Source organism: Clavibacter sp. (assembly GCF_014802555.1).
Taxonomy (GTDB): domain Bacteria; phylum Actinomycetota; class Actinomycetes; order Actinomycetales; family Microbacteriaceae; genus Clavibacter; species Clavibacter sepedonicus.
In genome coordinates this window covers 1-24,198 of sequence record NZ_JAAVCB010000131.1, presented here as the reverse complement: position 1 = coordinate 24,198, position 24,198 = coordinate 1, and the positions used below count along the sequence as shown (strand labels likewise).

The 24,198-nt window shown below is 71.8% G+C and carries 24 protein-coding genes and 2 pseudogenes; 18 read left to right on the top strand and 8 right to left on the bottom strand.

Going from position 1 to position 24,198, the window contains the following annotated elements:
* Positions 1–8: 8 nt before the first annotated feature.
* Positions 9–452, top strand: a complete 444-nt coding sequence (locus HDR73_RS14540; protein WP_012298235.1) for a VOC family protein — start codon at positions 9–11, stop codon at positions 450–452.
* A 34-nt stretch (positions 453–486) separates the two neighbouring features.
* Here HDR73_RS14540 and HDR73_RS14535 read toward each other — a convergent pair whose 3' ends face one another.
* Positions 487–1,317: an oxidoreductase gene (locus HDR73_RS14535; RefSeq protein ID WP_012298234.1), complete on the bottom strand. Its 831-nt coding sequence runs from the start codon at positions 1,315–1,317 to the stop codon at positions 487–489.
* Positions 1,318–1,645: 328 nt separating this feature from the next.
* Here HDR73_RS14535 and HDR73_RS14530 point away from each other — a divergent pair, with 328 nt between their 5' ends.
* Positions 1,646–1,894: a DUF3892 domain-containing protein gene (locus HDR73_RS14530; RefSeq protein WP_012298233.1), complete on the top strand. Its 249-nt coding sequence runs from the start codon at positions 1,646–1,648 to the stop codon at positions 1,892–1,894.
* Between the two features lie 325 nt (positions 1,895–2,219).
* On the top strand, positions 2,220–3,356 hold the full coding sequence (locus HDR73_RS14525; RefSeq protein WP_012298232.1) for a beta family protein: 1,137 nt from the start codon (positions 2,220–2,222) through the stop codon (positions 3,354–3,356).
* On the opposite strand, the gene HDR73_RS14520 is transcribed toward HDR73_RS14525, so the two are convergent.
* Positions 3,280–3,891 (bottom strand): sce7726 family protein, encoded by a 612-nt coding sequence (locus HDR73_RS14520; protein WP_012298231.1) that lies wholly within the window; start codon positions 3,889–3,891, stop codon positions 3,280–3,282. The two genes, HDR73_RS14525 and HDR73_RS14520, sit on opposite strands and share 77 nt — an antisense overlap.
* A gap of 38 nt (positions 3,892–3,929) precedes the next feature.
* Between HDR73_RS14520 and HDR73_RS14515 the strand changes: the two genes are divergently transcribed.
* The 4 genes and pseudogenes from HDR73_RS14515 (at position 3,930) to HDR73_RS14500 (ending at position 7,972) form a co-directional block, all read left to right on the top strand.
* Positions 3,930–4,412, top strand: a complete 483-nt coding sequence (locus HDR73_RS14515; RefSeq protein ID WP_012298230.1) for a hypothetical protein — start codon at positions 3,930–3,932, stop codon at positions 4,410–4,412.
* Positions 4,413–4,733: 321 nt separating this feature from the next.
* Positions 4,734–6,721: pseudogene (locus tag HDR73_RS14510) on the top strand (APC family permease).
* 491 nt (positions 6,722–7,212) lie between these two features.
* Positions 7,213–7,716 (top strand): hypothetical protein, encoded by a 504-nt coding sequence (locus HDR73_RS14505; RefSeq protein WP_049791890.1) that lies wholly within the window; start codon positions 7,213–7,215, stop codon positions 7,714–7,716.
* A 7-nt stretch (positions 7,717–7,723) separates the two neighbouring features.
* Entirely contained in the window at positions 7,724–7,972 is a 249-nt protein-coding gene (locus tag HDR73_RS14500; RefSeq protein WP_041464378.1) for a hypothetical protein, read from the top strand.
* A gap of 441 nt (positions 7,973–8,413) precedes the next feature.
* Here HDR73_RS14500 and HDR73_RS14495 read toward each other — a convergent pair whose 3' ends face one another.
* Positions 8,414–9,400 carry a helix-turn-helix transcriptional regulator gene (locus tag HDR73_RS14495; RefSeq protein WP_012298229.1) on the bottom strand — a complete coding sequence of 329 codons (987 nt, stop codon included), beginning with the start codon at positions 9,398–9,400 and terminating at the stop codon, positions 8,414–8,416.
* Positions 9,401–9,503: 103 nt separating this feature from the next.
* Between HDR73_RS14495 and HDR73_RS14490 the strand changes: the two genes are divergently transcribed.
* From HDR73_RS14490 to HDR73_RS14445, 10 genes are all read left to right on the top strand, one after another.
* Entirely contained in the window at positions 9,504–9,971 is a 468-nt protein-coding gene (locus tag HDR73_RS14490) for a VOC family protein (RefSeq protein WP_012298228.1), read from the top strand.
* Positions 9,972–10,095: 124 nt separating this feature from the next.
* The gene (locus HDR73_RS14485) at positions 10,096–11,448 is read left to right on the top strand and encodes an ABC transporter substrate-binding protein (RefSeq protein ID WP_223842723.1); all 1,353 of its coding nucleotides are present in this window, start codon (positions 10,096–10,098) and stop codon (positions 11,446–11,448) included.
* Positions 11,427–11,753: a hypothetical protein gene (locus tag HDR73_RS14480; RefSeq protein ID WP_223842722.1), complete on the top strand. Its 327-nt coding sequence runs from the start codon at positions 11,427–11,429 to the stop codon at positions 11,751–11,753. The genes HDR73_RS14485 and HDR73_RS14480 overlap by 22 nt, the downstream gene beginning before the upstream one ends.
* Complete coding sequence (locus HDR73_RS14475; protein WP_012298227.1) at positions 11,750–12,775, top strand: ABC transporter permease; 1,026 nt, start codon at positions 11,750–11,752, stop codon at positions 12,773–12,775. Before HDR73_RS14480 ends, HDR73_RS14475 begins: the two co-directional genes overlap by 4 nt.
* On the top strand, positions 12,772–13,653 hold the full coding sequence (locus HDR73_RS14470; protein ID WP_012298226.1) for an ABC transporter permease: 882 nt from the start codon (positions 12,772–12,774) through the stop codon (positions 13,651–13,653). The genes HDR73_RS14475 and HDR73_RS14470 overlap by 4 nt, the downstream gene beginning before the upstream one ends.
* Positions 13,653–15,383: a dipeptide ABC transporter ATP-binding protein gene (locus HDR73_RS14465; protein ID WP_223842721.1), complete on the top strand. Its 1,731-nt coding sequence runs from the start codon at positions 13,653–13,655 to the stop codon at positions 15,381–15,383. Before HDR73_RS14470 ends, HDR73_RS14465 begins: the two co-directional genes overlap by 1 nt.
* A complete protein-coding gene (locus HDR73_RS14460; RefSeq protein WP_012298224.1) occupies positions 15,380–17,437 on the top strand; it encodes a CocE/NonD family hydrolase in 2,058 nt (685 codons plus the stop codon). Before HDR73_RS14465 ends, HDR73_RS14460 begins: the two co-directional genes overlap by 4 nt.
* Positions 17,434–18,153: a TetR/AcrR family transcriptional regulator gene (locus tag HDR73_RS14455; protein WP_012298223.1), complete on the top strand. Its 720-nt coding sequence runs from the start codon at positions 17,434–17,436 to the stop codon at positions 18,151–18,153. The genes HDR73_RS14460 and HDR73_RS14455 overlap by 4 nt, the downstream gene beginning before the upstream one ends.
* Positions 18,154–18,303: 150 nt before the next feature.
* Complete coding sequence (locus HDR73_RS14450) at positions 18,304–19,263, top strand: acetylxylan esterase (RefSeq protein ID WP_041464377.1); 960 nt, start codon at positions 18,304–18,306, stop codon at positions 19,261–19,263.
* 134 nt (positions 19,264–19,397) lie between these two features.
* Positions 19,398–20,075 (top strand): coiled-coil domain-containing protein, encoded by a 678-nt coding sequence (locus HDR73_RS14445; RefSeq protein ID WP_106408713.1) that lies wholly within the window; start codon positions 19,398–19,400, stop codon positions 20,073–20,075.
* Between the two features lie 12 nt (positions 20,076–20,087).
* Here HDR73_RS14445 and HDR73_RS14440 read toward each other — a convergent pair whose 3' ends face one another.
* From HDR73_RS14440 to HDR73_RS14425, 4 genes are all read right to left on the bottom strand, one after another.
* On the bottom strand, positions 20,088–21,248 hold the full coding sequence (locus tag HDR73_RS14440) for an FAD-dependent oxidoreductase (protein WP_012298220.1): 1,161 nt from the start codon (positions 21,246–21,248) through the stop codon (positions 20,088–20,090).
* A gap of 232 nt (positions 21,249–21,480) precedes the next feature.
* Positions 21,481–21,675, bottom strand: a complete 195-nt coding sequence (locus HDR73_RS14435) for a hypothetical protein (RefSeq protein WP_012298219.1) — start codon at positions 21,673–21,675, stop codon at positions 21,481–21,483.
* On the bottom strand, positions 21,668–21,904 hold the full coding sequence (locus HDR73_RS14430; protein ID WP_012298218.1) for a hypothetical protein: 237 nt from the start codon (positions 21,902–21,904) through the stop codon (positions 21,668–21,670). The genes HDR73_RS14435 and HDR73_RS14430 overlap by 8 nt, the downstream gene beginning before the upstream one ends.
* 94 nt (positions 21,905–21,998) lie before the next feature.
* The gene (locus tag HDR73_RS14425; RefSeq protein ID WP_049791977.1) at positions 21,999–23,165 is read right to left on the bottom strand and encodes a glycosyltransferase; all 1,167 of its coding nucleotides are present in this window, start codon (positions 23,163–23,165) and stop codon (positions 21,999–22,001) included.
* Positions 23,166–23,296: 131 nt separating this feature from the next.
* Here HDR73_RS14425 and HDR73_RS14420 point away from each other — a divergent pair, with 131 nt between their 5' ends.
* A complete protein-coding gene (locus tag HDR73_RS14420) occupies positions 23,297–23,956 on the top strand; it encodes an HAD-IA family hydrolase (protein ID WP_012298216.1) in 660 nt (219 codons plus the stop codon).
* Positions 23,957–24,093: 137 nt separating this feature from the next.
* Here the strand turns inward: HDR73_RS14420 and HDR73_RS14415 are convergent.
* A pseudogene (locus tag HDR73_RS14415) lies at positions 24,094–24,198 on the bottom strand (IS481 family transposase); the annotation flags it as partial.

Genomic DNA, 24,198 nt, shown 5'->3' with positions numbered 1-24,198 from the left:
ACAGGGGCATGGCTACCTCACCCGACCACCCGCGCCTGCTGCAGACCGTGCTCGACACCCCGGATCCGCGCCGCCTCGCCGAGTTCTACCGCGAGCTCCTCGGCTTCCGGTACCGCCCGGGCGACGAGCCCGAGCAGGCGGGGCCGGATCCGGACTGGCTGGTCCTCGTCGACACAGACGGTTCCCGCCGCCTCGCCTTCCAGCTCGCGCCCGGCATGCCCGCGCCGCGCTGGCCCGCGGGATCGCCGCCGCAGATGCTGCACCTCGACCTCACGGTCGGATCCGTCGCGGACCTGGAGCGGCAACGGTCCCGAGCGGTCGATCTCGGCGCCGAGCTGCTGCAGGACCGGTCGACGGACCCGGACGAGCCCCTCTACGTGCTGCGGGATCCGGCGGGCCACCCCTTCTGCATCTTCGTCGCGCCGGCCTCCTCGGACGCGGCGCCGGGGTGAGCGGCGCGGGCGCGAGCGGCGGCGGCCTTCCGGCTCAGCCCGCGTCGTACGCCGTCGACCGGCTGCGCTCCGCCCACGCGTCGACGTCGGCGCGCAGGTCGTCGAGCGCGCCCGTGACGATCTCCACCGCGTCGCCGCCGAGCAGCAGGTAGAAGGGAGCTCCCTCCTCGACCGCGTCCACGAGCACCTTCGCGCCGAGCGCCGGGTCGTTGGGCTGCGTGCCGTCGGTGGTGTCGTTCTCCTTGCGGCGCTTGCCCGCGGTCTCGGCGTAGTCGTCGATCACGGTGGACGACTGCGTGAGCGAGCGGCCCGAGAAGTCGGTGCGGAAGGATCCGGGCGCCACCACCGTCGCGACGATCCCGAGCGGCTCGAGCTCGGTGCGCAGCGCCATGGTCATCTGCTCGATCGCGGCCTTCACGGCGCCGTAGTAGCCGGATCCCGCGCCCGTGCGCGCGGCGCCGATGGACGAGAGGTTCACGATCGTGCCGCTGCGGCGCTCGCGCATGCCGGGCAGCACCGCCTTGATCATGCGGACGCTGCCGTGGAACTGCGTGTCGAACAGGCGCGCGACGTCGGCGTCGTCGCCCTCCTCGATGGCCGCGCGGTAGCCGTAGCCCGCGTTGTTGACGAGCACGTCGACCCCGCCGAAGCGGGCCGTCGCCTCGTCGACCGCGAGGGACACCTGCGCCGGGTCGGTGACGTCGAGGTCGAGCGCGAGGGCGTGCTCGGGGTACGTGTCGGTGAGGTCCTGCACGTTCGCGGCGTCGCGCGCCGTGACGACGACGTCGTGCCCGCGCTCCAGCGCCTCGACCGCGAACGCGCGGCCGAGCCCCGTGGAGCATCCCGTGATCAGCCAGGTCGTCATGCGCGTTCCTCTTCCTCGTGGATCCGGTGGGGCGGCCGTGCGGCGCGGCCCCTGTCGAGGCTAGGCGCATCGGGCGGGGTGATGATGTCCTGCACGAGCCCGGAGCAAGGCAGTGGACGGGCTGTAAATCGGTGCCGCTGAGGCCTCGCCCTACTCGGCGCGAACCTGCCCGCCTCTCCAACTTTTTGTGCAGATGCACGTGCGCCGTTCGCGCACTCTTCCGCGCATCGAGAGCGTGGCCCTTCGGCCCGGACAGGGGGTAGAGGTGCGCGCTGCCATCCGCTCACACTTGCTCTAGCTGGACATAGCTGCCGACGAAGGGGTCACCATGGCACTGCAAGTTACGAAGAGCAAGAAGGACATCGACGGAGACATCACTGGCCTCTGTGGGTACGGCTGGAACCACAGCAAGTCCGAAGTCATCGGGCACATCCGCACTGGCCTCAACTCATATTTTGTCTCAGTCCACGGCAGGAGCGTTTACGTCCGCGTCGGCACACGCAAGGGCCAGCCGTACCTGACCACTGCACCAGACGACTACTCGCCTAATAACCTAGATAATCTCGAGAACTGTTGATCCGCGTCAAATAGCTGGAGGACGCTCGGCGCCCCCCAGTCAGGCGGCCGAAGTCGAACCCAGACCGGAAGGCGCATGTCAATCGGGAGCAGGCACCCCTACCCCTCGGCGGCTTGCGGTACAAATGGCATTCGTTGACCGACGCCCGCTTCGGCAATGCGTCGAGTCCTGTTGCCGATCGTGCCGTCGACGGACGCGGTTTGAGCTGAAATCACCCTGCGGATGCGCCCCATTTGACTACCGTCAGCGTATTCTGTGCGCTATGTTCGCGCTACGGACTCAAATCAGGTCTTGACGTGCTAACGACGAACCAGGAGCGCCAAACGTGACCTACTTGCCAGTGTTGAAGGCGCGCCAAGGCGAACTCAAGGCGCTCGAGAACTGGGACGACATCCGGCGTCCTGACCTCTCGCCTGTGATCGAGGTAACGCCTTGGGAGCGCCAGGAGGACTCCACTGTAGAAACCCGTGATGTCGAGGACCAGCCAGAAATTGACTCAGCCGTTCGGCGAATCAAGCGCGCTTGGGACCAGAAGCGGGCCATTGCCTATATCGACGCGGCCTATGCCGAACCCGACCTTGGCGACGGTTCAGAGAACTGGCGTACTAGCAGGCCCGTTCTTGCTCAGTTATTGCATGAATTGTCAGCATCAGACGTGTCCGTGGCGCCAGCGATCCGCGCGTCAGCGGACGCCTCATATGTGAGCCAGATCGGAAGCGTACTTGAAGCCACGGGGATCTCACGCGCCCTGATTCGAGTCACGGCTGAAGACCTAGATGAGTCAATTATTCCACTGCGACGATTGGTTGGTGATGTCGCGAGTGGGCTAGGATTACCGACCTCTGACATCTCGGTGCTCCTTGACTTCGGCGCCGTGACCGATGAAGGCCCAATGAAGCTCGCCGCGCGTCTCGCACGTTTTGTTCTGCCACAGCTCGACGAAGTTCGTTGGGCGAGCCTATCGGTCGCTGCCGGCGCGTTCCCAGTAAATCTGGCTGGAGTGCAGGCATTTTCGTCAGCCAGAATTCCACGATGGGACTATCACTTGTGGGAGAGTCTCCGCGACTTCGACCTCGCCATCGCCGGAGGTCTACAGTTCAGTGACTACGGAGTAACCCACCCTACCCTTCCCGTAGGCGCTGCTTTTGCCGCACCCCCACAACTGCGCTACACGCAGGACCGCGACTGGATAGTGCGCAAAGGTAAGCGTCAGGAACGTCGTGGACATAAGCAATTTTACGACATATGCGCTCAGATTCTTGATGAACTTGGGCGGGATGCGACCTCGCCGGAGGCATCCTGGGGAGATCACTACGTTCATGAGGCCGCCGCAAGCGCAATCGAGGACGTTACTGTCCCCGCACGCGTAGGCACAGGGAACGCTTCTACTTGGCGAGCCGTGGCGACATCGCACCATCTTGCGTATATGGTCGATCAGCTTCGCGGGCGGGGCGAGCTTTGAGACGGCTTCGGACTGCCGCACGAAGCTCGTCGACCGTGAGCACTGCGACGAGAGCGTCCCAGAGATCCCAGCGGGTCGCTTTACTCCAGGAACCGGTCACCCCACGTGTTCGCAACTCATCCATGGCCTCATCACGCCACAACAGTTGCGCGAGGCTTAGAGGCTTAGGGGTTCGGTTTTGTCTGGCCTGTCGACGCCTTTTTAGCGAGACCACGCCGTCCTGCTCAGTCGCCTCAACGATGCCCCACCGCGCAGGAACCCGCATGCGAGCTCGCTGGATGTCCTTGGAGGTGACTACGATATGAGCGAAGTCGAGCACTTGGTCGTAGTGGAGGATCTGCGCGTCGAGCCGGTCGAAGTTGTCGCGCGGGGACTTGATCTCCCAGCCGGTCAGCGCCCCATTTACCAGGCACACGTCCACTCGCGAGGCGCCCAGCACGACCGCGAGCTCAGACCATACTCGGTTCTCGCTGAGGTCCGGGTGGTCGCGGCGAATGCCTGCGATCAGCGCCGCTCGGATGTCGACATCTCTCACACCAGAGACGATACCGGTGGTCGGCAGACGGAGAAGGCATGCTGACCGAAGCCGTGTTGGCCTCCGCATCCCCGAGCGCTCCCGGTGTCGACTGGATCGCACTGATCGCGTCTATTGTGAGCATCGGCATCAGCGTCCTCGCGTTGGTCCAGACGAACCGAGAGGCCACAGCGCGACGAGTCTCCAACGTGCCGCCAGAACTGCGAGTTGTTGTGAATGAGCTTTTGAACACCCTCAGTCGAGGTGAGCAACACGCAGACCACCTGCTTGCTCTTAGTACGCCTGGCTCTCACGTTCGTGTGGAACGACTCGACGAATGGGCAGAGCAGCTTGCCGACGGGCGCCTCGCCCGGCTAAGCGAGCAGTTCGCGGCCGCGGTCGGGAGATGCCGGTTGCCGGACGGAGCAAGTACGCCCGTATCACTGAATCATCAGCAGCTCGAAAAACTGCACGCCGCTGTCGAAGCCGGAAGGAGGGTCATCATGAGACTGAACCAATTGACAAAGAAGGAACAGCGCTAGGAATAAGCGCCATCATTGGGCTCGGTTCCGTCCTCGCTTGTCGTGCCCTCGCTCTTATACCGACATTTTTGTCGACGGGCGCTTCGAGGCCGTCCCGCCGCCCGCCGCACCATCCGCGAACCGTCCCCCGCATGACCGCACGCTCCACGCCCACCCGCCTCCCGCCCGGCAGCGGCACGATGGGCCGACGATGCTGCCGGGCCCGACCGTCGCATCCGCGAGACGGGGTCCCGGCGCCGCCTCAGGAGGATCCCCCGTGCACTGCCCGGATCACGGTCAGATGACGTCCCCGCTCCGCTCCGCCACCTCGGCGGCCCGCTCGTGAGCGCCCCGAAGCTGCTGCGCGCGCCCGAGCAGCGGCGCGCCCGCGACGGGATCACCGCCTGGCTCCTCGACGGCCTGCCCGGCGCGTCCGGCGCGCACCCCGGCCCACACGCCGAGACCGTCGAGAAGACGCACTCGTGGTGGCGCGTCATGTGCCTCACGGGCGTCGACTACTTCTCCACGCTCGGCTACCAGCCGGCCATCGCGGCGGTCGCGGCGGGTCTGCTGTCGCCGCTGGCAACGCTCGTCCTCATCCTCCTGACGCTGCTCGGCGCGCTCCCCGTCTACCGGCGGGTGGCGCGCGAGAGCCCGCGCGGCGAGGGATCCATCGCCATGCTCGAGCGGCTCCTCCCCTGGTGGGGTGGCAAGCTCTTCGTGCTCGTGCTGCTCGGGTTCGCGGCGACCGACTTCCTCATCACCATCACGCTGTCGGCGGCGGATGCGACCGCGCACGCCGTCGAGAACCCGTTCGCGCCCGCGTGGTTCTCCGGCAACGAGGTGCTGCTGACCCTCGTGCTGCTGGCCGCGCTCGCGTTCGTGTTCCTGCGGGGTTTCAAGGAGGCGATCTCCATCGCGGTCGTGCTCGTGGGCGTGTTCCTGACGCTCAACGCCGTCGTGATCGTCGTCTCCCTCTTCCATGTCGCCGAGGACCTCGTCGTCATCGACGACTGGTGGGCCGCCCTCACGGCGCAGCACGGCAACCCGCTCGTGATGGTGGGCATCGCGCTCATCGTCTTCCCGAAGCTCGCGCTCGGCCTGTCCGGCTTCGAGACGGGCGTCGCCGTGATGCCGCAGGTGCGCGGGGAGGACGACGCCGACGGGGTGCCGCGGGCCCGTATCCACGGCACGAAGCGGCTGCTCACGGTGGCCGCGCTCATCATGAGCGCGTTCCTCATCACGTCGAGCTTCGTGACGACCCTGCTGATCCCGTAGGCCGAGTTCCAGGACGGCGGCAAGGCCAGCGGCCGCGCGCTCGCGTACCTGGCGCACCAGTTCCTCGGCGACGGCTTCGGCACGCTCTACGACATCAGCACCATCTGCATCCTCTGGTTCGCGGGCGCCTCCGCGATGGCCGGGCTCCTCAACATCGTGCCGCGCTACCTTCCGCGCTACGGCATGGCGCCGCACTGGGCCGCGGCGGTGCGCCCGCTCGTGCTGGTGTTCACGGCCATCGCCGTGATCGTCACGCTCGTGTTCCAGGCCGATGTGGATGCGCAGGCCGGCGCCTACGCGACCGGCGTTCTCGTGCTCATCACCTCGGCGTCGGTCGCGGTGACGCTGTCGGCGCGGAAGGCCGGGCAGCGGAAGCGCACCATCGGCTTCGCGGTCATCGCGACGGTGTTCGCGTACACGACGGTGGTGAACGTGATCGAGCGGCCGGACGGCGTGCGGATCGCGGCGCTGTTCATCCTCGGGATCCTCGTGGTCTCGATCGTCAGCCGCGTGCAGCGCTCGTTCCAGCTGCGCGCCACCTCGCTCACGATGGACGAGCGGGCGCGCGCCTTCGTCGTCGAGGACGCGGAGGACTACGGCGCGGTGAGCATCATCGCGCACGAGCCCGACGAGCCCGACGAGGCGCTGACGGAGGAGGAGCGCATCGCCGAGTACCGCCGCAAGGCGAGCGACGAGCGGCGCGACAGCGGGATCCCGGCGCGCGCGCCCGTGATCTTCCTCGAGGTGACCCCGGGCGACTCGTCCGAGTTCGAGGAGGACCTCGTGGTGCGCGGCATCGTGCGCTGCGGCTTCCGCGTGCTCCAGGTCACGAGCGGCAACGTCCCCAACACGATCGCCGCGGTGCTCCTCGCCGTGCGCGACCTCACGGGCGTGAAGCCCGGCGTCTACTTCGAGTGGACGGAGGGGTCACCCTCGGCAACCTCCTGCGCTTCCTCGTGACGGGCACGGGCGAGGTCGCCCCGGTCACGCGCGAGGTGCTGCGGCGCGCCGAGCCGGTGCGGTCGCGGCGGCCGGACGTGCATGTGAGCTGAGGCGGTGCCACGCCTGTGCAGGAGCTCGGCGCACGCGCCTCCCGAATGCGTATGTTCGGCGCGACGCCGCTGGGCGTCGCAAATCGAATGGAACCCGATGAAAGCTCATGTCCGGGGAGCAACGATGCTCCTCGCTCTGGCAGTTACCATCTGCGTCAACGGCCTGACGGCCGAAGCCGTCTCGGCAGCTGACAGGACGAACGACCAGTCAACTCATGCAGTAATAGATAGAGCGCTCGTGGCCGTCGGTCAACGCGAACGCGTCGGGCTCGACTGGTCAGCTCCGAGCAGTCTGACCCCCGCCGCCGCCCTTCCCACCGCCGCCGGGCGGTGAGCGTCACGTCGGCTTTGCCAGAGGAGTCCCTGGTCCAAGTCCGTTCGGGAGAAGTGCAAGCGGTCACCGTACTGCGCGATGGTGCCCGCTCGACCTCCTTTCCCCCCGCCTCCCCGATGGCTTCCACGCTGTGGCCCGCGGAACCGGATTTGACATTGTGTCCGCTCTCGAGCCTGGCGCCGGAAGCATCACGGCCGGGCACATCGACGCTCCGTGGGCCGTCGATGCCCATGGTCGCCCGGTCGCGACCCACTTCTCACTCGCTGGGGACACGCTCACTCAGACCGTCGATCCCGATCACGCCGCGTTCCCCGTCGCCGTGGATCCGCTCGTCACCTTCGGCCTCGGCAACGCTGCCCAAGGTGTTGGCTTCTACGTGAACCTCCTGGGCTCGCAGATGCGTGCGATCGCTGCTGCAGCCGCATTCCTCGGATCAACAGGTGTCGCTGGACTGTGCGCAGCGTCTTCGAAGATCCCAAGTGCAGTGAAGTGGTTCATCATCGCTGGCTGCGCGGCGTTCGGGGCACCGAAGCTCGGAGACATCATCGGCTTCGTGAGAGACGCGTACAATTCCGGAACCTACGGGTTCTCGACCTGCTACCAGACGCGTATCGAGGCCAACCGCCCCTGGGTCCGCACTGATCATTCGAATTGCGAATGAGGCGGTAGTGAACAAGATCAAGAACGCCAGGCCATCGGATGTCCTCTATTTCGTGATCTTGATCGGGGTCGGGACTCTGAGCATCGTCCTTCCCACCGAGCGGGCTCTTGTCCAAGGGATCGCGATCGGTGCCACTGGGGTCCTTCTGATCGTCGGATTCCTGGAGTACCGGGCTCGAAGGCGACGCGAAGGTGTTGAGCCGGTCACCGAGGAACGACGCGAGAGCGACAGGCGCGACACACCGCGCGGGTACTGACTTACGGGTCACGCCTTCTACGTCACCTAAGGAATCCTCGTGATCCTGCCCGGCGCGGGGTGCGATGTCGCCACAGACGTCGCGCCCTGTGCGGGGAGGCTCCGATGCGGAGACCGTCGTCGCCCCGCTCGCCAGCAGAGTCGACTCGCACCCCACCCAAGACTTGACCGGCCCACGCTCACAGGCTCCTCTCCACCGATCGCCCGCCCGACCCATGGACTCACGACTCTTGAGGGCCTGGCCGCGATGGCGACCTCACGGGCGTCAAGCCCGGCGTCTACTTCGAGTGGACGGAGGGGTCGCCCCTCGGCAACCTCCTGCGCTTCCTCGTGACGGGCACGGGCGAGGTCGCCCCGGTCACGCGCGAGGTGCTGCGGCGCGCCGAGCCGGTGCGGTCGCGGCGGCCGGACGTGCACGTGAGCTGAGGGCGTCGCGCTCCCGTCAGGCGCGCGGCGGCTCCTGCGCGGAGCGGAGGCGCGCGGCCAGCACGCCGGCCGCCTCGCGCAGCTCCTCCGGCTCGATCACGGAGAACGGCGCGTCGAAGCGGGCCACGGCGGCGAGGACCCCGGTCCACGACCACGAGCCGACGGTGATCCGCGTCGAGGTCGCCGACACCTCCTCCATCTCGCCGTCGCCGATCCACGGCGCGACCGCCCGGGCGGGCAGCTCGACGAGCAGCTCGCCCGTGCACGGCCAGCGGTCCTCCGCCTCGGATCCCTTCGCCCGGGCCGCGACGAACGTCCGCGCGTCCGCCGCGGGCAGCTCCCGCGGCGCGAACCGCGGGCCCGCCGGCGTGCGCGGCAGCATTCGGTCGAGGCGGAAGGTGCGCCAGTCGTCACGGTCGAGGTCCCACGCCACGAGGTACCACCGCGAGCGCCGGGCCACGATCGCGTGCGGCTGGACGCGTCGGGACGATCCCTCCTGCCCGACGCGGTCGGCCAGGTCGACGCGCAGCGTCAGCCGGTCGCGGACCGCCGCGCTCACGGCCTCCAGCACCGTCGGATCCACGCGGGGCTCGGCGCCCGACCCCGGCCCGGGCTCCGGCTCCGCGCCCGTGAAGCGGATCCCGTCGACCCGGTGTCGCAGCCGCGACGGCATGACCTGCCGCACGGTCGCCAGGGCACGCGCCGCCGCCTCGTCGACGTCGACGCCCATCGCGGGTACCGCCTGGAGTGCGACCGCGATCGCGACGGCCTGCTCGTCGTCGAACAGCAGCGGCGGCAGCTCCGCCCCGGCCGCCAGCCGGTAGCCGCCGTCCGGCCCCTTCACCGAGCGGATCTCGTACCCGAGCTCGCGGAGCCGCTCGACGTCGCGGCGGACGGTGCGCGGGGTGACCTCGAGGCGCTCGGCGAGGATCCGCCCGGGCCAGTCGCGCCGGGTCTGCAGCAGCGACAGGAGGGACAGCATCCGCGACGAGCTCCCGATCATGGATCCAGTCTGGCCGGAGTAGAGGACCGTCCCTGACCTCCACTCCCGGGAGAGTGCTCCTCAGCGGTCCGATCCCCGGCCCGCACCCACACGAGGAGACACCGTGACCATCACGACCACCACCCACCTCAACTTCCGCGGCACCGCGCGCCAGACGCTCGACTTCTACCAGGGCGTCTTCGGCGGGCAGGTCGCCGTCACGGCCTACTCCGACTTCGGCATGCCGGCCGAGGCCCCCGGCGCGGACAAGGTCGTCTTCGGCCAGCTCGAGACCGCGGACGGCTTCCGGCTCATGGCGTACGACGTGCCCGGCCAGGACGACGCCGACGGCAGCGCGATCGCCGGCACCACGACGCGCGCGCAGGGCGCGACGATCACCGACCGCACCTTCTTCCAGTCGGTGCGGGGCGAGACGCTAGACGAGATCGAGGGCCTGTGGCGCGGGCTCGCCGAGGGCGCGACCGTGATCGAGCCGCTCGCGGCATCCGCCTGGTCGGCGGGCTTCGGGATGCTCACCGACCGGTTCGGCGTCACCTGGATCCTCGACGTGCAGGCGCCCGCCGCCGGCTGATCGCGCAGACCCCACGACGGCCGGGGCGCGCACGGACGCCGAGCCCGCGCGCGCCCCCGCATTCGCCACGGGCCCGCATCTCGCCTATCGTTCACCTGAACGATAACGAGGAGGGCCCGTCCCGATGCCATCGATCGTCACCACCCGCGCCACGCTCGCCGGCGCGAGCGCGCGCACCCTGCGCATCGCCGACCGTCCGGACCGGCCGCGCACTCCCAGCCGCCGCGCCGTCCTCGCGGGCACCGCGGGGATCGCCGGGCTCGCCGGGCTCGGCCTGCTCGCCCTCACCGGATGCAGCACCGGCGCGAGCAGCACCACCATCCCCGAGGCCGCCGCGACCGGCACGCCCGTGCCCGGCGGCCGCCTCCGGGTCGCGCGCCCGGCCGCATCCGCCGCCGAGACGCTCGACTCCGCCAGCTCGCTGTCCGCGTACGAGTACCTCGGCGCCCTCTACAACCGGCTCGTCAAGCTCGACGAGACGGGCCAGACCGTCGCGGACCTCGCGGAGGAGTGGTCGGCGTCGCCCGACGGCGTCACCTGGACCTTCCGACTCCGCCGCGACGTGCGCTTCCACGACGGCACCAGGTTCACGGCGGCCGACGCGATCGCCTCCATCCAGCACGTCATCGACCCCGCGACGGCGTCCCCGCAGGGCGGCGTGCTCGGTGACATGCTCGACCCGGGCAGCATGTCGGCGCCGGATCCGCTCACCCTCGTCTTCCAGCTGAAGACCCCCAACGCGGAGTTCCCGTCGCTGCTCACGGCGTACCAGTGCTACATCGTGCCGGCCGACGCGATCGCGACCATCGGCAGCACCGGGATCGGCACGGGGCCGTTCCGCCTCTCGTCGTTCCACCCGGCGGGATCCGGCAGCGTCGAGGCCTTCGATGGCCACTTCGCCGGGCGACCCGTGCTCGACGGCATCGACTTCTCCTCCATCCAGGACACGACGGCCCGCGTGAACGCGCTGCTCGCCGGGCAGATCGACCTCATCTCGCAGACCAACCTCGACTTCGCGACCGCCCGCGTCGTCTCCGCGTCGAGCCGCGCCACGGTCGCGCGGGTCGACAACGCGCAGTGGTACACGATCCCGATGCTCGCCACGAGCGCCGAGTTCCAGGACCCGCTCGTGCGCCAGGCCATGAAGCTCGCCTACGACCCGGAGCAGATCCTCGCGACCGCGCTGCAGGGCACGGGCACCGCCGGCTGGGACAACCCGGTGCCGCCGTCGCTCGCCGCGTTCGTCGACGTCGACCGCGCCTACGACCCCGAGCAGGCGAAGGCGCTGCTCGCGAAGGCGGGCGTGCCGGGGCTCCGGACGACGATCCACACCTCGAGCTACGAGTCGGTGTTCACGCCCATGGCGGTCGCCTACCGCGACCAGGTGAAGGCCGCGGGGATCGACCTCACCGTCACCAACGCGTCCTCGGACTCCTATACTACACGGAGATCTGGATGCAGAAGCCGCTCATGGTGAGCTACTGGTTCACCGGCCGGCCCATCGACCAGCTGCTCAACCAGATCTTCCGCACCGGCTCCTCCTGCAACGAGAGCGCGTGGTCGAACCCGACCTTCGACGCGCTCCTCGACGACGCCCGCGCCACCATGGACGACGACCGGCGCCGGATGCTCTACCAGGACGCGCAGCGGATCGTCGTGGAGGACAGCGCCGACATGACGCCCATGTTCGGCGACCGGCTCGTCGGCATCTCCCGCGACGTCGTGAACTACCGCGAGTACGGCTTCGAGTTCGACCACCTCACGATCGGATTCCGCCGATGAACGTCTCCGTGCAGGTCGCCCGCCGCCTGGGCACCGCGATCCTCACGATCGTGCTCGCCTCGCTGTTCGTGTTCCTCGCGATCCAGCTGCTGCCCGGCGACGTGGCGCAGCAGCTCCTCGGCCAGGACGCGACGCCCGAGGCGGTCGCGACGCTCCGCGAGTCGCTCGGGCTCGACCGGAACGTGTGGCTGCGGTACGGCGACTGGCTGCTGGGGGCCGCGCACGGCGACTTCGGCACCTCGCTCGTGAGCGGGGATCCGGTCGCGCCGACCCTGCTCGTCGCCTTCCGCAACAGCATGCTGATCGCGGTGCCGGCGATGCTCGTCGGCGTGACGCTGTCGCTCGTGCTCGGCGTCGTCGCGGGCGTGCGCCGGGGCCGCGCGAGCGACTCGGTCATCAGCATCGTGAGCCTCGTGGTGATGAGCGTGCCCGAGTTCATGGTCGCCACCGTGCTCGTGCTGCTGTTCGCCATCACGATCCCGGTGTTCCCCGCCGTCGTGCTCCGCGGCAGCGACGCCACGGTCGCCGAGCTGCTGCCCTCGGTGGCGCTGCCGGTGATCGTGCTGACGCTCGCCATGGCCGCCTACATCGTGCGCACCATGCGCTCCTCGACGATCGACGTCATGGCCTCGGAGTTCGTCACGACGGCCGAGCTCAAGGGGCTCACCACGCGGCAGGTGGTGTGGCGGCACGCGGTGCCGAGCGCGCTGCTGCCGACGCTCAACGTCGTCGCGCTCAACGTCGCGTGGCTGCTCGGCGGCGTGGTCGTGGTCGAGAACGTCTTCAACTACCCGGGCATGGGGAAGCTCATGCTCGAGTCGGTCTTCACGCGCGACCTGCCGACGATCCAGGCCATCGCGCTGCTGAGCGCCGGCGTGTACGTGGTCTGCAACCTGGCCGCCGACCTCATCGCGCTCGCGCTGGATCCCCGGCTCCGCACCCGGCAGCGCGCCCGCCGCACCCGGCCCGCCCGATCCGCCACCCGATCATCCCGATCCACCCGACGGAAGGCCCGCGCATGACCGCGACGCCCCTGCCCACCCGCCGAGGCGGCCGCCTGCGCGGATGGACGACCCCGCTCCGGGCGTCGACGGCGCTCTCCGTCGGCCTCGGGATCATCGCGATCCACGTCGTGCTCGCGGTGCTCGCGCCGTGGATCGCCGGGCACGACCCCGTCGTGACCGACTCGACCGACGTGCTCTCCGGCACGACGTGGGCGCACTGGCTCGGCACCGACCAGTACGGCCGCGACGTGCTCTCCCGCACCCTCAACGGCGGCCGCTACGCGCTCGTCGTCACGTTCCTCGCGACCACCATCGCGGTCGCGGTCGGCACGGTCGTCGGCTGCGTCACGGCGTACGCGGAGGGCTGGCTCGACGAGGTCGTGATGCGGATCGTGGACGCTCTGCTGAGCGTGCCGTCGATCCTCGCGCTGCTCGTGGTGGTGACCGTGTTCGGATCCGGCCTCTGGGTGATCGTGCTCGCGGTGACCGTCGTGTACGCGCCCGCCGTGACGCGGGTGGTGCGCGGGGCCGCGCGGACCGTGATCACGCAGGACTACGTCACGGCCGCGCGCGCCCGGGGCGAGGGGCCGCTGAGCATCGTCTTCCGCGAGATCCTCCCGAACGTGCTCGACGTCGTGCTCGTGGAGTACGCGATGCGCGCCTCGTGGATCGTGCTGCTGATCTCGACGCTCTCCTTCCTCGGCTTCGGCGCGAACCCGCCGACGCCCGACTGGGGGCTGATGGTGCAGGAGAACCGCACCGCCCTCACGGTCGTGCCGCTCGGGACGCTCGCGCCGATCGTGGCGCTCGCGACCCTCGTGGTCGGCCTCAACCTCAGCGGCGACGGGCTCAGCAAGTCGCTCGGCGTCGACCGCGCGCAGAGGGGGATGGCGTGATGCCCGGGAACGTCGAAGACACCCTCACCGGCCAGGTGCGGCTCGGCACCGTCGTCCGCGTCGCCGACCTCGCGATCTCCTACGCGGCGGGGAGCACCGACGTGCCGGTGGTCCGCGGCGTGAGCTTCGAGATCCGTGCCGGGCGCGCGCTCGGGCTCGTCGGGGAGTCGGGCAGCGGCAAGTCCACCGTCGCGCGGACGCTGCTCGCGCACCTGCGCCGCGGATCCCGCATCGTGGGCGGATCCGTGGAGGTCGCCGGCGACGACGTGTTCGCCCTCTCGCCCGCCGCGACGCGCGAGCTCCGCGGCGGCACCGCAGCGGTCGTCGCGCAGAACGCCGGCCAGGCGCTCACGCCCTCCATGCGCGTGGGCCGCCAGCTCCGCGAGGCGCTCGAGAGCCACGGGCTGCCGAGCGAGGACGAGCGGGTCGAGGAGCTGATCCGGCTCGTGCGCCTCCCCGACCCCGCGACCATCGTGCGGCGCTACCCCCACCAGCTGTCCGGCGGGCAGCAGCAGCGCATCGCGATCGCGATGGCCGTCGCCGCGCGCCCCCGGGTGCTCGTGCTCGATGAGCCGACGACCGCGCTCGACGTCGTGACGCAGGCCGCGGTGCTGACCCTGATCCGCGACCTCGCCCGCGAGCTCGGCATGGCGGTGCTGCTCGTCAGCCACGACCTCGGCGTCGTCTCGACGATGGTCGACGAGATCGCGGTGATGCGCGACGGCGTCATCGTGGAGCACCGGCCGACCGCGGAGCTGTTCGCGTCGCCCGAGCACGCGTACACGCGGGAGCTGCTGGCGGCGATCCCGCGTGGTCCGGCGACCGCCGCCCCTCTTCCGGCTCCCGACTCGGAGGCCCCGATGGTCGCCGCCGACGGCCTCGTCGTCCGGTACGCGCGCGGACTGCCGCCCGCGGTGTCCGACGTGTCGTTCACCATCGCGCCGCGCGAGACGCTCGCGGTCGTCGGCGAGTCCGGGAGCGGCAAGACCACGCTCGCGACCGCGCTCGCGGGTCTCGTGCCCACCGAGTCCGGCACGTTCCGCTTCACCGGCGACGGCGTCACGGGCGACCTGACCCGGGCGGTCGCCGGCCGCTCGCCCGAGCTGCGGCGCGCGGTGCAGCTCGTGTTCCAGAACGCGGATACCTCGCTCAACCCCCGGCGCACGGTCGGCGCCGCGATCGCCCGGCCGCTCAAGCTGTTCACGGGCCGGGCCTCCGCGGAGCGCGTGGGCGAGATCCTCACCGAGGTCGGGCTGTCACCGGACTTCGCGGCCCGGCTGCCGAGCCAGCTCTCGGGCGGCCAGCGGCAGCGCGTCGGGATCGCCCGGGCGCTCGCGGCCGGACCGCAGCTCGTGATCGCGGACGAGATCACGACCGCGCTCGACGTGCGCGTGCAGGCCGAGATCCTGGATCTGCTCGCCAGGCTGCAGCGCGACAAGGGCCTCAGCTGCCTCTTCATCAGCCACGACCTCGCCGTCGTGCGCGGCGTCGCGGACCGCGTGGCCGTGATGACCGGCGGGCGGATCGTGGAGATCGGCCCGACCGAGCGCGTGTTCCAGGGGCCGAACCACCCCTACACGCGGCAGCTGCTCGCCGCGACGCTCGAACCCGGCGCGACCGAGCTGCCGACTGTGGAGGACGTGACGGCCACCTGGCGCGACGCCGCGGGTGGAGGGTGGAGGGAGCTCGGCGACGGGCACCGGATCCGGGACTGGGAGGACGCACGATGACCGACGCCGCACACGAGACGAGCGCGACCGAGGCCGGAGCCGCTGACGCCGCCGTGACGCATCGCGACGTCTGGATCCCGATGCCCGACGGCACGCCGCTCCACGCCCGCATCTGGGCGCCCGCCACCGATGCACCCGTCCCGGCGCTCCTCGAGTACCTCCCCTACCGCCTCGACGACTGGACCGCCCCGCGCGACAGCGAGCGGCACCCCTGGTACGCGGCCCACGGCTACGCGTCCATTCGCGTCGACATCCGCGGCACCGGATCCTCCGACGGCCTGTTCGTCGACGAGTACTCCGCGCAGGAGCTCGACGACGGCGTCGCCGTGATCGAGTGGATCGCCGCGCAGGACTGGTGCACGGGCGCCGTCGGCGTCTTCGGGATCTCGTGGGGCGGCTTCAACGGCCTGCAGCTCGCGGCCCGCGCGCCCGAGGCCCTGAAGGCCGTCGTCACGGTGTGCTCCACCGACGACCGGTACGACGACGACGTGCACTACATGGGCGGCGCGGTGCTCGGCATCGACATGGCGGCGTGGGGCGCGACGATGTTCGCGTTCAACTCCCGGCCGCCTCGGCCCGAGGTCGTGGGCGCCGGCTGGGTGGACCGCTGGCGCGAGCGCCTCGAGTCCAACCGGCCGATGACGCCGACCTGGCTCGCGCACCAGGAGCGCGACGACTACTGGCGGCACGGCAGCGTGTGCGAAGACTACGGCTCGATCGGCGCGGCCGTGCTCGCGGTCGGCGGGTGGGCGGATCCCTACCGCGACGCCGTGCTCCGCCTGGTCGCGAACCTGCCCGGCCCGGTGAAGGGCATCGTCGGCCCGTGGTCGCACCAGTACCCGGACCGCGGCCTCGCGCCCGGCCCGTCGATCGGCTTCCTGCAGGAGACGCTGCGCTGGTGGGACCGCTGGCTGAAGGGCGTCGACACCGGGGTGGAGGCGGATCCCGCGCTCCGCGCCTTCATCAGCGACTCCGAGCCGCCCGCCACGAGCTACCCCGAGCGCACCGGGCGCTGGGTCGCCGCGGAGTCGTGGCCGCCGCCCGCGTCCGTCGCGGCCCAGCCCGTGCTGCCGCTGTCCGCGTTCCACGGGCCGGCCGCCGCGGGCGATGCCGTCGTGGTCCGCTCGCCCCAGCGCACCGGGCTCGACGCCGGCCGCTTCTTCCCCTTCGGCAACGCGACCGACCTGCCGCCGGACCAGCGCGCCGAGGACGGCCTCTCCGTCTGCTTCGACCTGCTGCTCGACGAGCCGCTGGACGTGCTCGGCAACGTGCTCGTCGACCTCGCGGTCACGAGCGACCTGCCCGACGCGAACCTCGTGGTGCGGCTCTGCGACGTGGCACCCGACGGCGCGTCCACCCTCGTGACGCGCGGGGCGCTCAACCTCAACACGCGGATCGACCGCGCCCGCAACGACCCGATGGTCCCGGGCTCCGAGGAGGTCGTGCGCGTGGCGCTCGTCTCGACGGGGCACGCGTTCCCGGCCGGGCACCGGATGCGCATCGCGGTCTCGTCGGCGTACTGGCCGTGGATCTGGCCCCACGCCCGCGAGGCGACCCTCGCCGTCGCGCCCTCCCGCAGCTCCGTGACGCTGCCCGTCTGGACGCGCGCGGAGGACGACGGCGTGCGCTTCGAGGAGGCCGTGCAGTCGACGCCGATGGCGATCGAGCGGATCCCCGACGACTCCGGCCTGCCCGAGCGCAGCGTCACCCACGACCTGGCGACCGGCGAGTGGACGCTCGACGTCGACCCCGGCTACGGCGGATCCCGGATCTACCCCGACGGCCTCGTGTTCACCGAGTCGAGCCGCGAGACCTACCGGATCACCGACGGCGACCCGACGTCCGCCGTCGCCGAGTCGCGCTGGGCCATCGGCCTCGAGCAGCTCGGCTGGCGCGCACGCCTCGAGACGACCTCGCGCGTGACCGCCGACGCCGACGCCTTCCGCGTGGTCAACACGCTGCGGGCGTGGGCGCGCGACGGCGGCCCGGGCACCTCCGAGGTGCTCGTCGCCGACCGCGTGTTCGACGACCTCGTGCCGCGGACCTCCGCGTGAGCGCGGGCACAGGGGCGGGCACGACCGCGGGCACCGCGACGAGCGCGAGCGCGGGCACCACCGCGACCGCCGGCACCACCGGCGCCGCGCGCCGCGGCGGCAAGCGCGAGAAGCCCGAGGTGCGGCGCGCGATGATCGTCGAGGCCGCGCGCGCGGTGATCCTCCGCCAGGGCCTCACCGCCACCGGCCTCCGCGACATCGCGGCGGAGGGCGACGTCTCGGTCGGCACCGTGACCTACCACTTCGCGAGCGTCGCGGAGATCCTCGACGAGGTCGTCGTGCTCGAGACGGACCGCTTCTACGCGTCGATCGTCGAGGAGGTGGACGCGGATCCCGATCCGGTGCACGCCATCCGCCTGCTGGTCGAGCCGCTCTTCACGGGCACCGTCGAGGCCGAGGCGCACTGGCGGCTCTGGTCGGACTACTGGACCACCGTGGCGCGCCAGCCCGGCCTCACCGCCGACCGGCTGGAGCGCATCCGCGTGTGGGAGGCGTGCCTGGTCCGCACGATCCGCCGCGGCGTCGAGCGCGGCGTCTTCCGGACGGTGGACGCGCCCGAGGTCGCGCTGAAGCTCGCGGCCTACAGCGACGGGATCGCGACGCAGCTCTCCCAGAAGGTGCCCGGCCTCGACAACACGCGCGCGCGGGAGTGGATCTGGACCTTCCTCGACGCGGAGCTCGTCGATCCCGCCGACGGGACGCCGCTCTTCCGCTGAGCCGACGCCGCGCGGCGCTGCCCGGCCCGTGCCACCCGGCCCGTGCCACCCGGCGCGCAGGCGGGCATGATGATCGAGGCGACGCGGCCCACCTGCACGCGGACGCCACCCACCCACCCGCCCGCCCACCGCCGAACGCCCGGAGGATCCATGCTCATCGAACCCGTCGACGCCGCCCGCGCGCACGTCAGCAGCCACGTCGACCCGGAGGACTTCGACGCGTTCTGGGCCGACACCCTCGCCGAGGCCGCGCAGCACGACCTCGACGTGCGGCTGGCGCCCGTGCAGACCGACCTCGCGCTGGTGGACGTGCAGGACGTGACCTTCGCCGGATCCGGCGGCACCGACGTGCGCGCCTGGCTCCGCACCCCGCGCGGCGCGACCGGCCCGCTGCCCACGGTCGTCTCGTACGTCGGCTACGGCGGCGGCCGTGGTCGCGCCGAGGAGACGCTGATCTACGCGGCCGCCGGCTTCGCCCACCTGCAGATGGACACCCGCGGCCAGGGCTCGTACTGGAGCGCGGGCGACACCGCCGACCACGGCGAGGCCGGTCCCGCGATCCCCGGCTTCATGACCCGCGGCATCGCCTCCCGCGAGACCTACTACTACCGCCGCCTGTTCACCGACGCCGTGCGCGCGGTCGACGTGGCGCGGTCGCTCGACGTCGTGGATCCCGCGCGCATCGCCGTGCAGGGCGGCAGCCAGGGCGGCGGCATGGCCCTCGCGGTCGCCGGCCTCCGCGACGACCTCGCCGCGGTCTCCGCATATGTGCCGTTCCTCAGCGACATCGAGCGGGCCACGCACATCACCGACGCGTACCCGTACCACGAGGTCGTCGACTACCTGAAGACGCACCGGGGTCGTGGCGAGGACGTGCACGCCGTGCTGCGGCACTTCGACGGCGTCGCGTTCTCCCGCCGCGCGACCGCGCCCGCCCGCTTCTCGGTCGGGCTGATGGACGCGACCTGCCCGCCCTCCACCGTCTACGGGGCGTTCAACGCCTACGCGGGCGAGAAGGAGATCGTCGAGTGGGAGTACAACGGCCACGACGGCGGCGGCATCGACGACGAGCTCGGCACGCTCGCGTTCCTGAAGCGCCGGATGGGCTGACGACGGCCGGGCGCCGACCACCGGTGACGGCCGCGCATCCGCACGGGGATGGGGGCGCTGCCCGCCACGATGTCGGCCGTTCCGCGTAACCTGGGAGGACCTCGCCGGTGGAGCGAGCGGACCGGGAGGACGTCATGCCCCGGCCCCGCATCCGCCCCGAGAAGTCCTCCAAGCCCGGCGCCCCGCCGCCCTCCGTCGCCGCCCGCGTGGCCGCGGATCCGGCGCAGAAGGAGGTGCTCGTCGAGGAGGCGCTGCTGCTCGTCGGCGTCGCGCTCCGGATCCAGATGGTGAACCTCATCATCATGCGCACGCTCCGGGAGCGGCGCCCGTACGACGAGGAGTCGCTCATCGAGGCGCTCCGCGGCGAGCTGGCAGAGCTCATCGGCGAGAAGCGCGGCGAGGCGGAGCGGCTGCGCATGGCCCGCGACCGCGCGGCGCTCCGCGACGGCAAGGGACGCCGGCCCGACGACTACCGCGAGGGCGACGTGCCGGGGCTGCGGCTCCGCGCCGAGATCGCGGAGGAGATCGTCGAGCGGCTGGGCGCCCTGTCGCGCGACCCGGAGGCGCTCCGCGAGGTGCTGGTCATCGCGCGCGACTCGGCGCTCGAGCAGATCGTGCGCGCCCGCCTCTCCCCGCAGCTGCTGCCCGGCGCGTTCCCGGAGGAGGGACGCGACGAGCGCGTCTCCGGACTGCGCGAGGAGCTGGCGCGGCTGGCGGCGGATCGGGAGCGTTCCGCCGAGCGCACGGAGACGCGGGATCCGGGCCGCACCCGTGTGCGCACCGGCGGCCGCGGGCGCGCGCAGAAGGTCTGATCGGGCCCTGCGTCAGGGCGCGAGCGCGAACCGCGGCTCGACGCGCTCGCCCGTCGCTGCATCCGCCGTGAGGCTCCCGATGAGCGGCGCGAACTTGGCGCCGTGGCCGGAGCACGGCGAGACGATCGTGATCCCGTCGACCCGGTCGATCACGAAGTCCTCGCTGGGCGTGCTCGTGAACAGGCACGTCGCCTCCGCGTACGGCACGGGCTCGACGCCCGGCAGGTTGCGGCGCACCCAGTCGACGACGCGGGCGCGGTTGGCCGGATCCACGACGCCGTCCTGGTGCGCGGCCGACGGGATCACCCGCCCGCCGTCGAACTCGGCGACCTTGTGGCCGCGGTGGTCTGCGTCGCGTCCGCCGGGCAGCGCGTAGACCTGCATGCGCTCGTCCATGTGGATGGAGGTCGGCACGGGCCGGGCACGCGGGCCGTCCATGTACGCACTCCGCCGATACGGGAAGTGGAACACCTGCTCCTGCCGCACGCGCAGCGGTGGGATGCGGTCGAGCGCGGCACGCGGCAGCGGCAGCGCGCCGCCGAGCAGCTCGGGCAGCCAGGCACCCCCGCCCACCACGACGCTGTCGCCCTCGACGCGGCGGCCGTCGTCGGAGGTCACGGCGAATCCCGCGCCGACGCGCGCGACGGACACCGCCTCCCAGCCCTCGTGCACGACGGCGCCCTGCGCGACGGCGAGGTCGAGCATCGTCCGCACCGCGGTCTCCGCGTCGACGACGCCCGCGGCCGGGTGGAACAGCACGTCGGAGTCGAACGACATCTCGGGCCAGCGGTCCTCGGCCTCGCGCGCGCCCATCAGCTCGTGCTCGATGCCGACGCGCTCGAGCACGCGCGCGAGCTCGGCGGGGCGGCGCACGAGGCCGGAGTCGACGGATCCGGTCGGCGTCACGAGCCGCGCGCCCGTGGTGCGCTCGAGGCGGTCCCAGAGCACGCGGGCGTCGCGCACGAGGCGCACGTAGAAGGGGTCGTCGTAGGCGTAGCGGAGGATGCGCGCGGACCCGTGCGAGCTGCCGAGCATGCCCGCCGGCCGGTCGCGCTCCAGCACCGTGACCTCGTGCCCGCGGCTCGCGAGCTGCCAGGCGGTCGCCGCCCCCGCGAGCCCCGCGCCGATGACGACATGGTGCGATGCGCGCCCGCGCCCGGTGGATCCCGCCATGCCCCCAGGCTACGGGCGGCCCGCGGCGGGCGGCCGGGCCCGGCGGGAGCCGTAACCGATGGGTGCCGATGGCGACCTGCCGTAAGGAGTCGCACGACCGGAAGTGGAGGAGAAGAAGCTGAGGCTCCTTCCGCGGAAGGAGCCTCGCGTCCGAAAGCCGAAGCCGCCGGGGGTGTGGATTGATGCTAGCGACACCGCGCTTCGCTACGCCGTTCGGGCGACGACATGCCGCTCAGTCGAACGCGAAGCCAGCGATGATGGCCAGCAGGCCGACCACGGCGAAGGGCAGGGCGGCGAGGTACATGGATCTCGGCGCCGGCTCGTTCGTCCGCGACGTGTGGTTCAGCGCGCGGAATGAGCTCACGCCCATGCCGATGAGGCACACGATCGTCACGACCTGCAGCGCCTTCTCCAGCAGATCAGGCACGCGTCCGCCTCCGCAGGCGGATCGCGCGGAACGCCGCCCAGCCGAGGCCGGCGAGGCCGAGGAGCGCGAAGAGGCACGCGCCGAACCAGGCGGGCGTCCCACCCGCACGGCCGCCCAGCGTCGACAGGTCGGGGAGGAGCCCCACGATCAGCAGCCCCAGCATCAGCGTGAAGGCCGCGATGCCGGCGAGCGTCCGGATCCTCGCTGCCTCCGCGTCGTCGTCGCGCATGCCGTCCCCCTGGCGTCCTCGCGTCCGGGCCGGCCGCCCCTCCCATCGTGCCCGAGTCGCGGAGGCGGGTGGGGCCGAGGTCCCGCCGCACGCGTCAGGCGGAGCGCCCCGCCGCCAGCGCCTCGATCGCGTCGAGCGCCCGCTCCACCGGGGGCAGCGCCTCGATCTCGCGCCGGACGTCGGCGGCGGAGCGCGCGACGGCCGGGTCGGACAGCAGCGCCGCCACCGCAGCCGCGATGCCGGCCGGGGTCGCGGTGGCTGCGTCGAGCATCCGCCCCGCGCCGATGCGCTCCGCGGCCCGCCCGTTGAGCACCTGATCCGCGCCCATCGGCAGCACCGCGACCGGCACCCCCTGCGCGAGCGCGCCCGTGAGCGTGCCGGATCCGCCGTGGCACACGACCGCGTCGGCGAGCCCGAGCACGGCGCCCTGCGGCACGTGCCGCTCCACGCGCAGGCGCAGCGTCGAGCCGAGCGAGGCGGGATCCACGCCCGGCCCCACCGTCACGAGCGTCCGCACCGGCAGGGTCGCGAGCCCCACGGCGATGCGCGGCAGCAGATCGCCCGACCGCACGTTGAACTCGGTGCCGAGCGTCACGTACGCGCGATGCGGCTCGTCGCCAGCGGCGAGCCAGGCAGCGGCCGGATGCGCGGCCGCGGTCTCCGGCGGCTCCGGCCGGACGCGCAGCACGGGGCGCGGCACAGCCTCGGGCCCGCGGAGCGACGCGGGGAACGGCACGACCACGAGGTCGCCGTCGAGCATGGCGAGCGCGGGATCCGGCGCGAGCCCCGCCGCCGCGCGCAGCCGCCCGAGCCCGTCTCGCAGGTCCGGCCGCCACCCCGCGTACCCCGTCGCGAGCACCTCCACCGCGACCCGCGGCACCCCCGCCCGCTCGGCCGCCACCATCGCGCCGAAGTCGTGCTCGTCGCACACCACGACGTGCGGCCGCCGCTCCGCGATGATCCGCCCCACGCGCTCCGCGGCCGCGTCCGCCGACGCACCCAGGAACACCTGCGCCATGCGCGGGTAGGCGCGGTGGGGATCCGGCCGCGCCAGGATGCCCGTGCCCTCGTCGTCGCGGCCCTCGCCCGTCGCGTCGGGGTGCAGGCGCGCGAAGCCGGTCTGCGCGAGCACGACGACGCGCGTGCCGGTCAGGTCGGTCGCGTGGCCGCGGGCCTGGGCGGCGCGCGCGAGCGGCATCAGGGGGCCGAGGTGCCCCCTCCCGCGCGCGAAGGAGAACAGGATCCGGATGGGGGCGGGCATCCCGACACCGTGCAGCACCGGCCGCGATGCTCGTGCGGCCGCTCTACAGGGCGGACGCGGAGCGCACGCCGACGGCGCCCACCGCCTCCACCCGCCGTGTGCCGTCCCCGCCCGTCCGGGAGACTGGACCCATGTCCTCCCCCGTCACGCTCACCGCCCGCGCGCTCCTCCTCGACATGGACGGGACGCTCGTCGACTCGACCGCGCTCGTCGAGGAGATCTGGACGATGCTCGCCCACCGCTTCGGCCACGACCCCGCCGAGCTGATCCGCGGGATCCACGGCGTGCGCGCCGCCGACAGCATCGCCCGGTACGCGCCCGAGGGCACCGACGTGCCCTCGCTCCTCGCCGAGCTCGACCGCCTCGAGCTCGACGGCAGCCCCGCGACCGTCGAGATCCCCGGCGCCCGCGACCTCGTGGCCGCGCTGCCCGCCGGATCCCACGCCCTCGTCACGAGCGCCGGCCGCGAGCTGGCGCGCGCCCGCCTCACCGGCGCCGGGATCCGCGTGCCCGACCTGCTCGTCACCGCCGAGGACGTGGAGAACGGCAAGCCGCACCCGGACGGCTACCTGCTCGCGGCATCGCGCCTGGGCGTGGACCCCGCCGACGCGATCGTCTACGAGGACGCCGAGGCCGGCATCCGCGCGGGCCTCGCCGCGGGCATGCGCGTGGTCATCGTGGGCGACCACGAGAGCGACACCACGGTCGACCTCCCCCGCGTGCGCGACCACCGCGGCACGACGGTCGAGGTGCGCGACGGGATCCTGACCCTCACGCTGCCCGGCACCTGATCGCCGCCCCCGACCCGCACCCGGACCGTGGCACCATGGCCGCATGACATGGACGGACGCGGGCGACCCGCAGCGATACGGCGCGCGGATCCTCCAGGGTGAGCGGATCCGCCTGCGCGCGCTCTAGGTGTACTGGGTCATGACGTTGGTGACACTCGGGCCGCGGGCGTGAGCCCGTGGCTCGAGTGGATCCGTTCAGTGTTGTAGTGCTCGATGAAGGGGTCAAGCGCGTCGGCGCGGTG

What these genes read in the sequence shown, in the direction of transcription:
- HDR73_RS14540 (WP_012298235.1), top strand. Translation starts at nt 9, where the DNA reads ATGGCTACCTCACCCGACCACCCGCGCCTGCTGCAGACCGTGCTCGAC.
- HDR73_RS14535 (WP_012298234.1), bottom strand. Translation starts at nt 1,317, where the DNA reads ATGACGACCTGGCTGATCACGGGATGCTCCACGGGGCTCGGCCGCGCG.
- HDR73_RS14530 (WP_012298233.1), top strand. Translation starts at nt 1,646, where the DNA reads ATGGCACTGCAAGTTACGAAGAGCAAGAAGGACATCGACGGAGACATC.
- HDR73_RS14515 (WP_012298230.1), top strand. Translation starts at nt 3,930, where the DNA reads ATGCTGACCGAAGCCGTGTTGGCCTCCGCATCCCCGAGCGCTCCCGGT.
- HDR73_RS14495 (WP_012298229.1), bottom strand. Translation starts at nt 9,400, where the DNA reads ATGATCGGGAGCTCGTCGCGGATGCTGTCCCTCCTGTCGCTGCTGCAG.
- HDR73_RS14485 (WP_223842723.1), top strand. Translation starts at nt 10,096, where the DNA reads ATGCCATCGATCGTCACCACCCGCGCCACGCTCGCCGGCGCGAGCGCG.
- HDR73_RS14480 (WP_223842722.1), top strand. Translation starts at nt 11,427, where the DNA reads ATGCAGAAGCCGCTCATGGTGAGCTACTGGTTCACCGGCCGGCCCATC.
- HDR73_RS14475 (WP_012298227.1), top strand. Translation starts at nt 11,750, where the DNA reads ATGAACGTCTCCGTGCAGGTCGCCCGCCGCCTGGGCACCGCGATCCTC.
- HDR73_RS14470 (WP_012298226.1), top strand. Translation starts at nt 12,772, where the DNA reads ATGACCGCGACGCCCCTGCCCACCCGCCGAGGCGGCCGCCTGCGCGGA.
- HDR73_RS14465 (WP_223842721.1), top strand. Translation starts at nt 13,653, where the DNA reads ATGCCCGGGAACGTCGAAGACACCCTCACCGGCCAGGTGCGGCTCGGC.
- HDR73_RS14460 (WP_012298224.1), top strand. Translation starts at nt 15,380, where the DNA reads ATGACCGACGCCGCACACGAGACGAGCGCGACCGAGGCCGGAGCCGCT.
- HDR73_RS14450 (WP_041464377.1), top strand. Translation starts at nt 18,304, where the DNA reads ATGCTCATCGAACCCGTCGACGCCGCCCGCGCGCACGTCAGCAGCCAC.
- HDR73_RS14445 (WP_106408713.1), top strand. Translation starts at nt 19,398, where the DNA reads ATGCCCCGGCCCCGCATCCGCCCCGAGAAGTCCTCCAAGCCCGGCGCC.
- HDR73_RS14440 (WP_012298220.1), bottom strand. Translation starts at nt 21,248, where the DNA reads ATGGCGGGATCCACCGGGCGCGGGCGCGCATCGCACCATGTCGTCATC.
- HDR73_RS14430 (WP_012298218.1), bottom strand. Translation starts at nt 21,904, where the DNA reads ATGCGCGACGACGACGCGGAGGCAGCGAGGATCCGGACGCTCGCCGGC.
- HDR73_RS14425 (WP_049791977.1), bottom strand. Translation starts at nt 23,165, where the DNA reads ATGCCCGCCCCCATCCGGATCCTGTTCTCCTTCGCGCGCGGGAGGGGG.
- HDR73_RS14420 (WP_012298216.1), top strand. Translation starts at nt 23,297, where the DNA reads ATGTCCTCCCCCGTCACGCTCACCGCCCGCGCGCTCCTCCTCGACATG.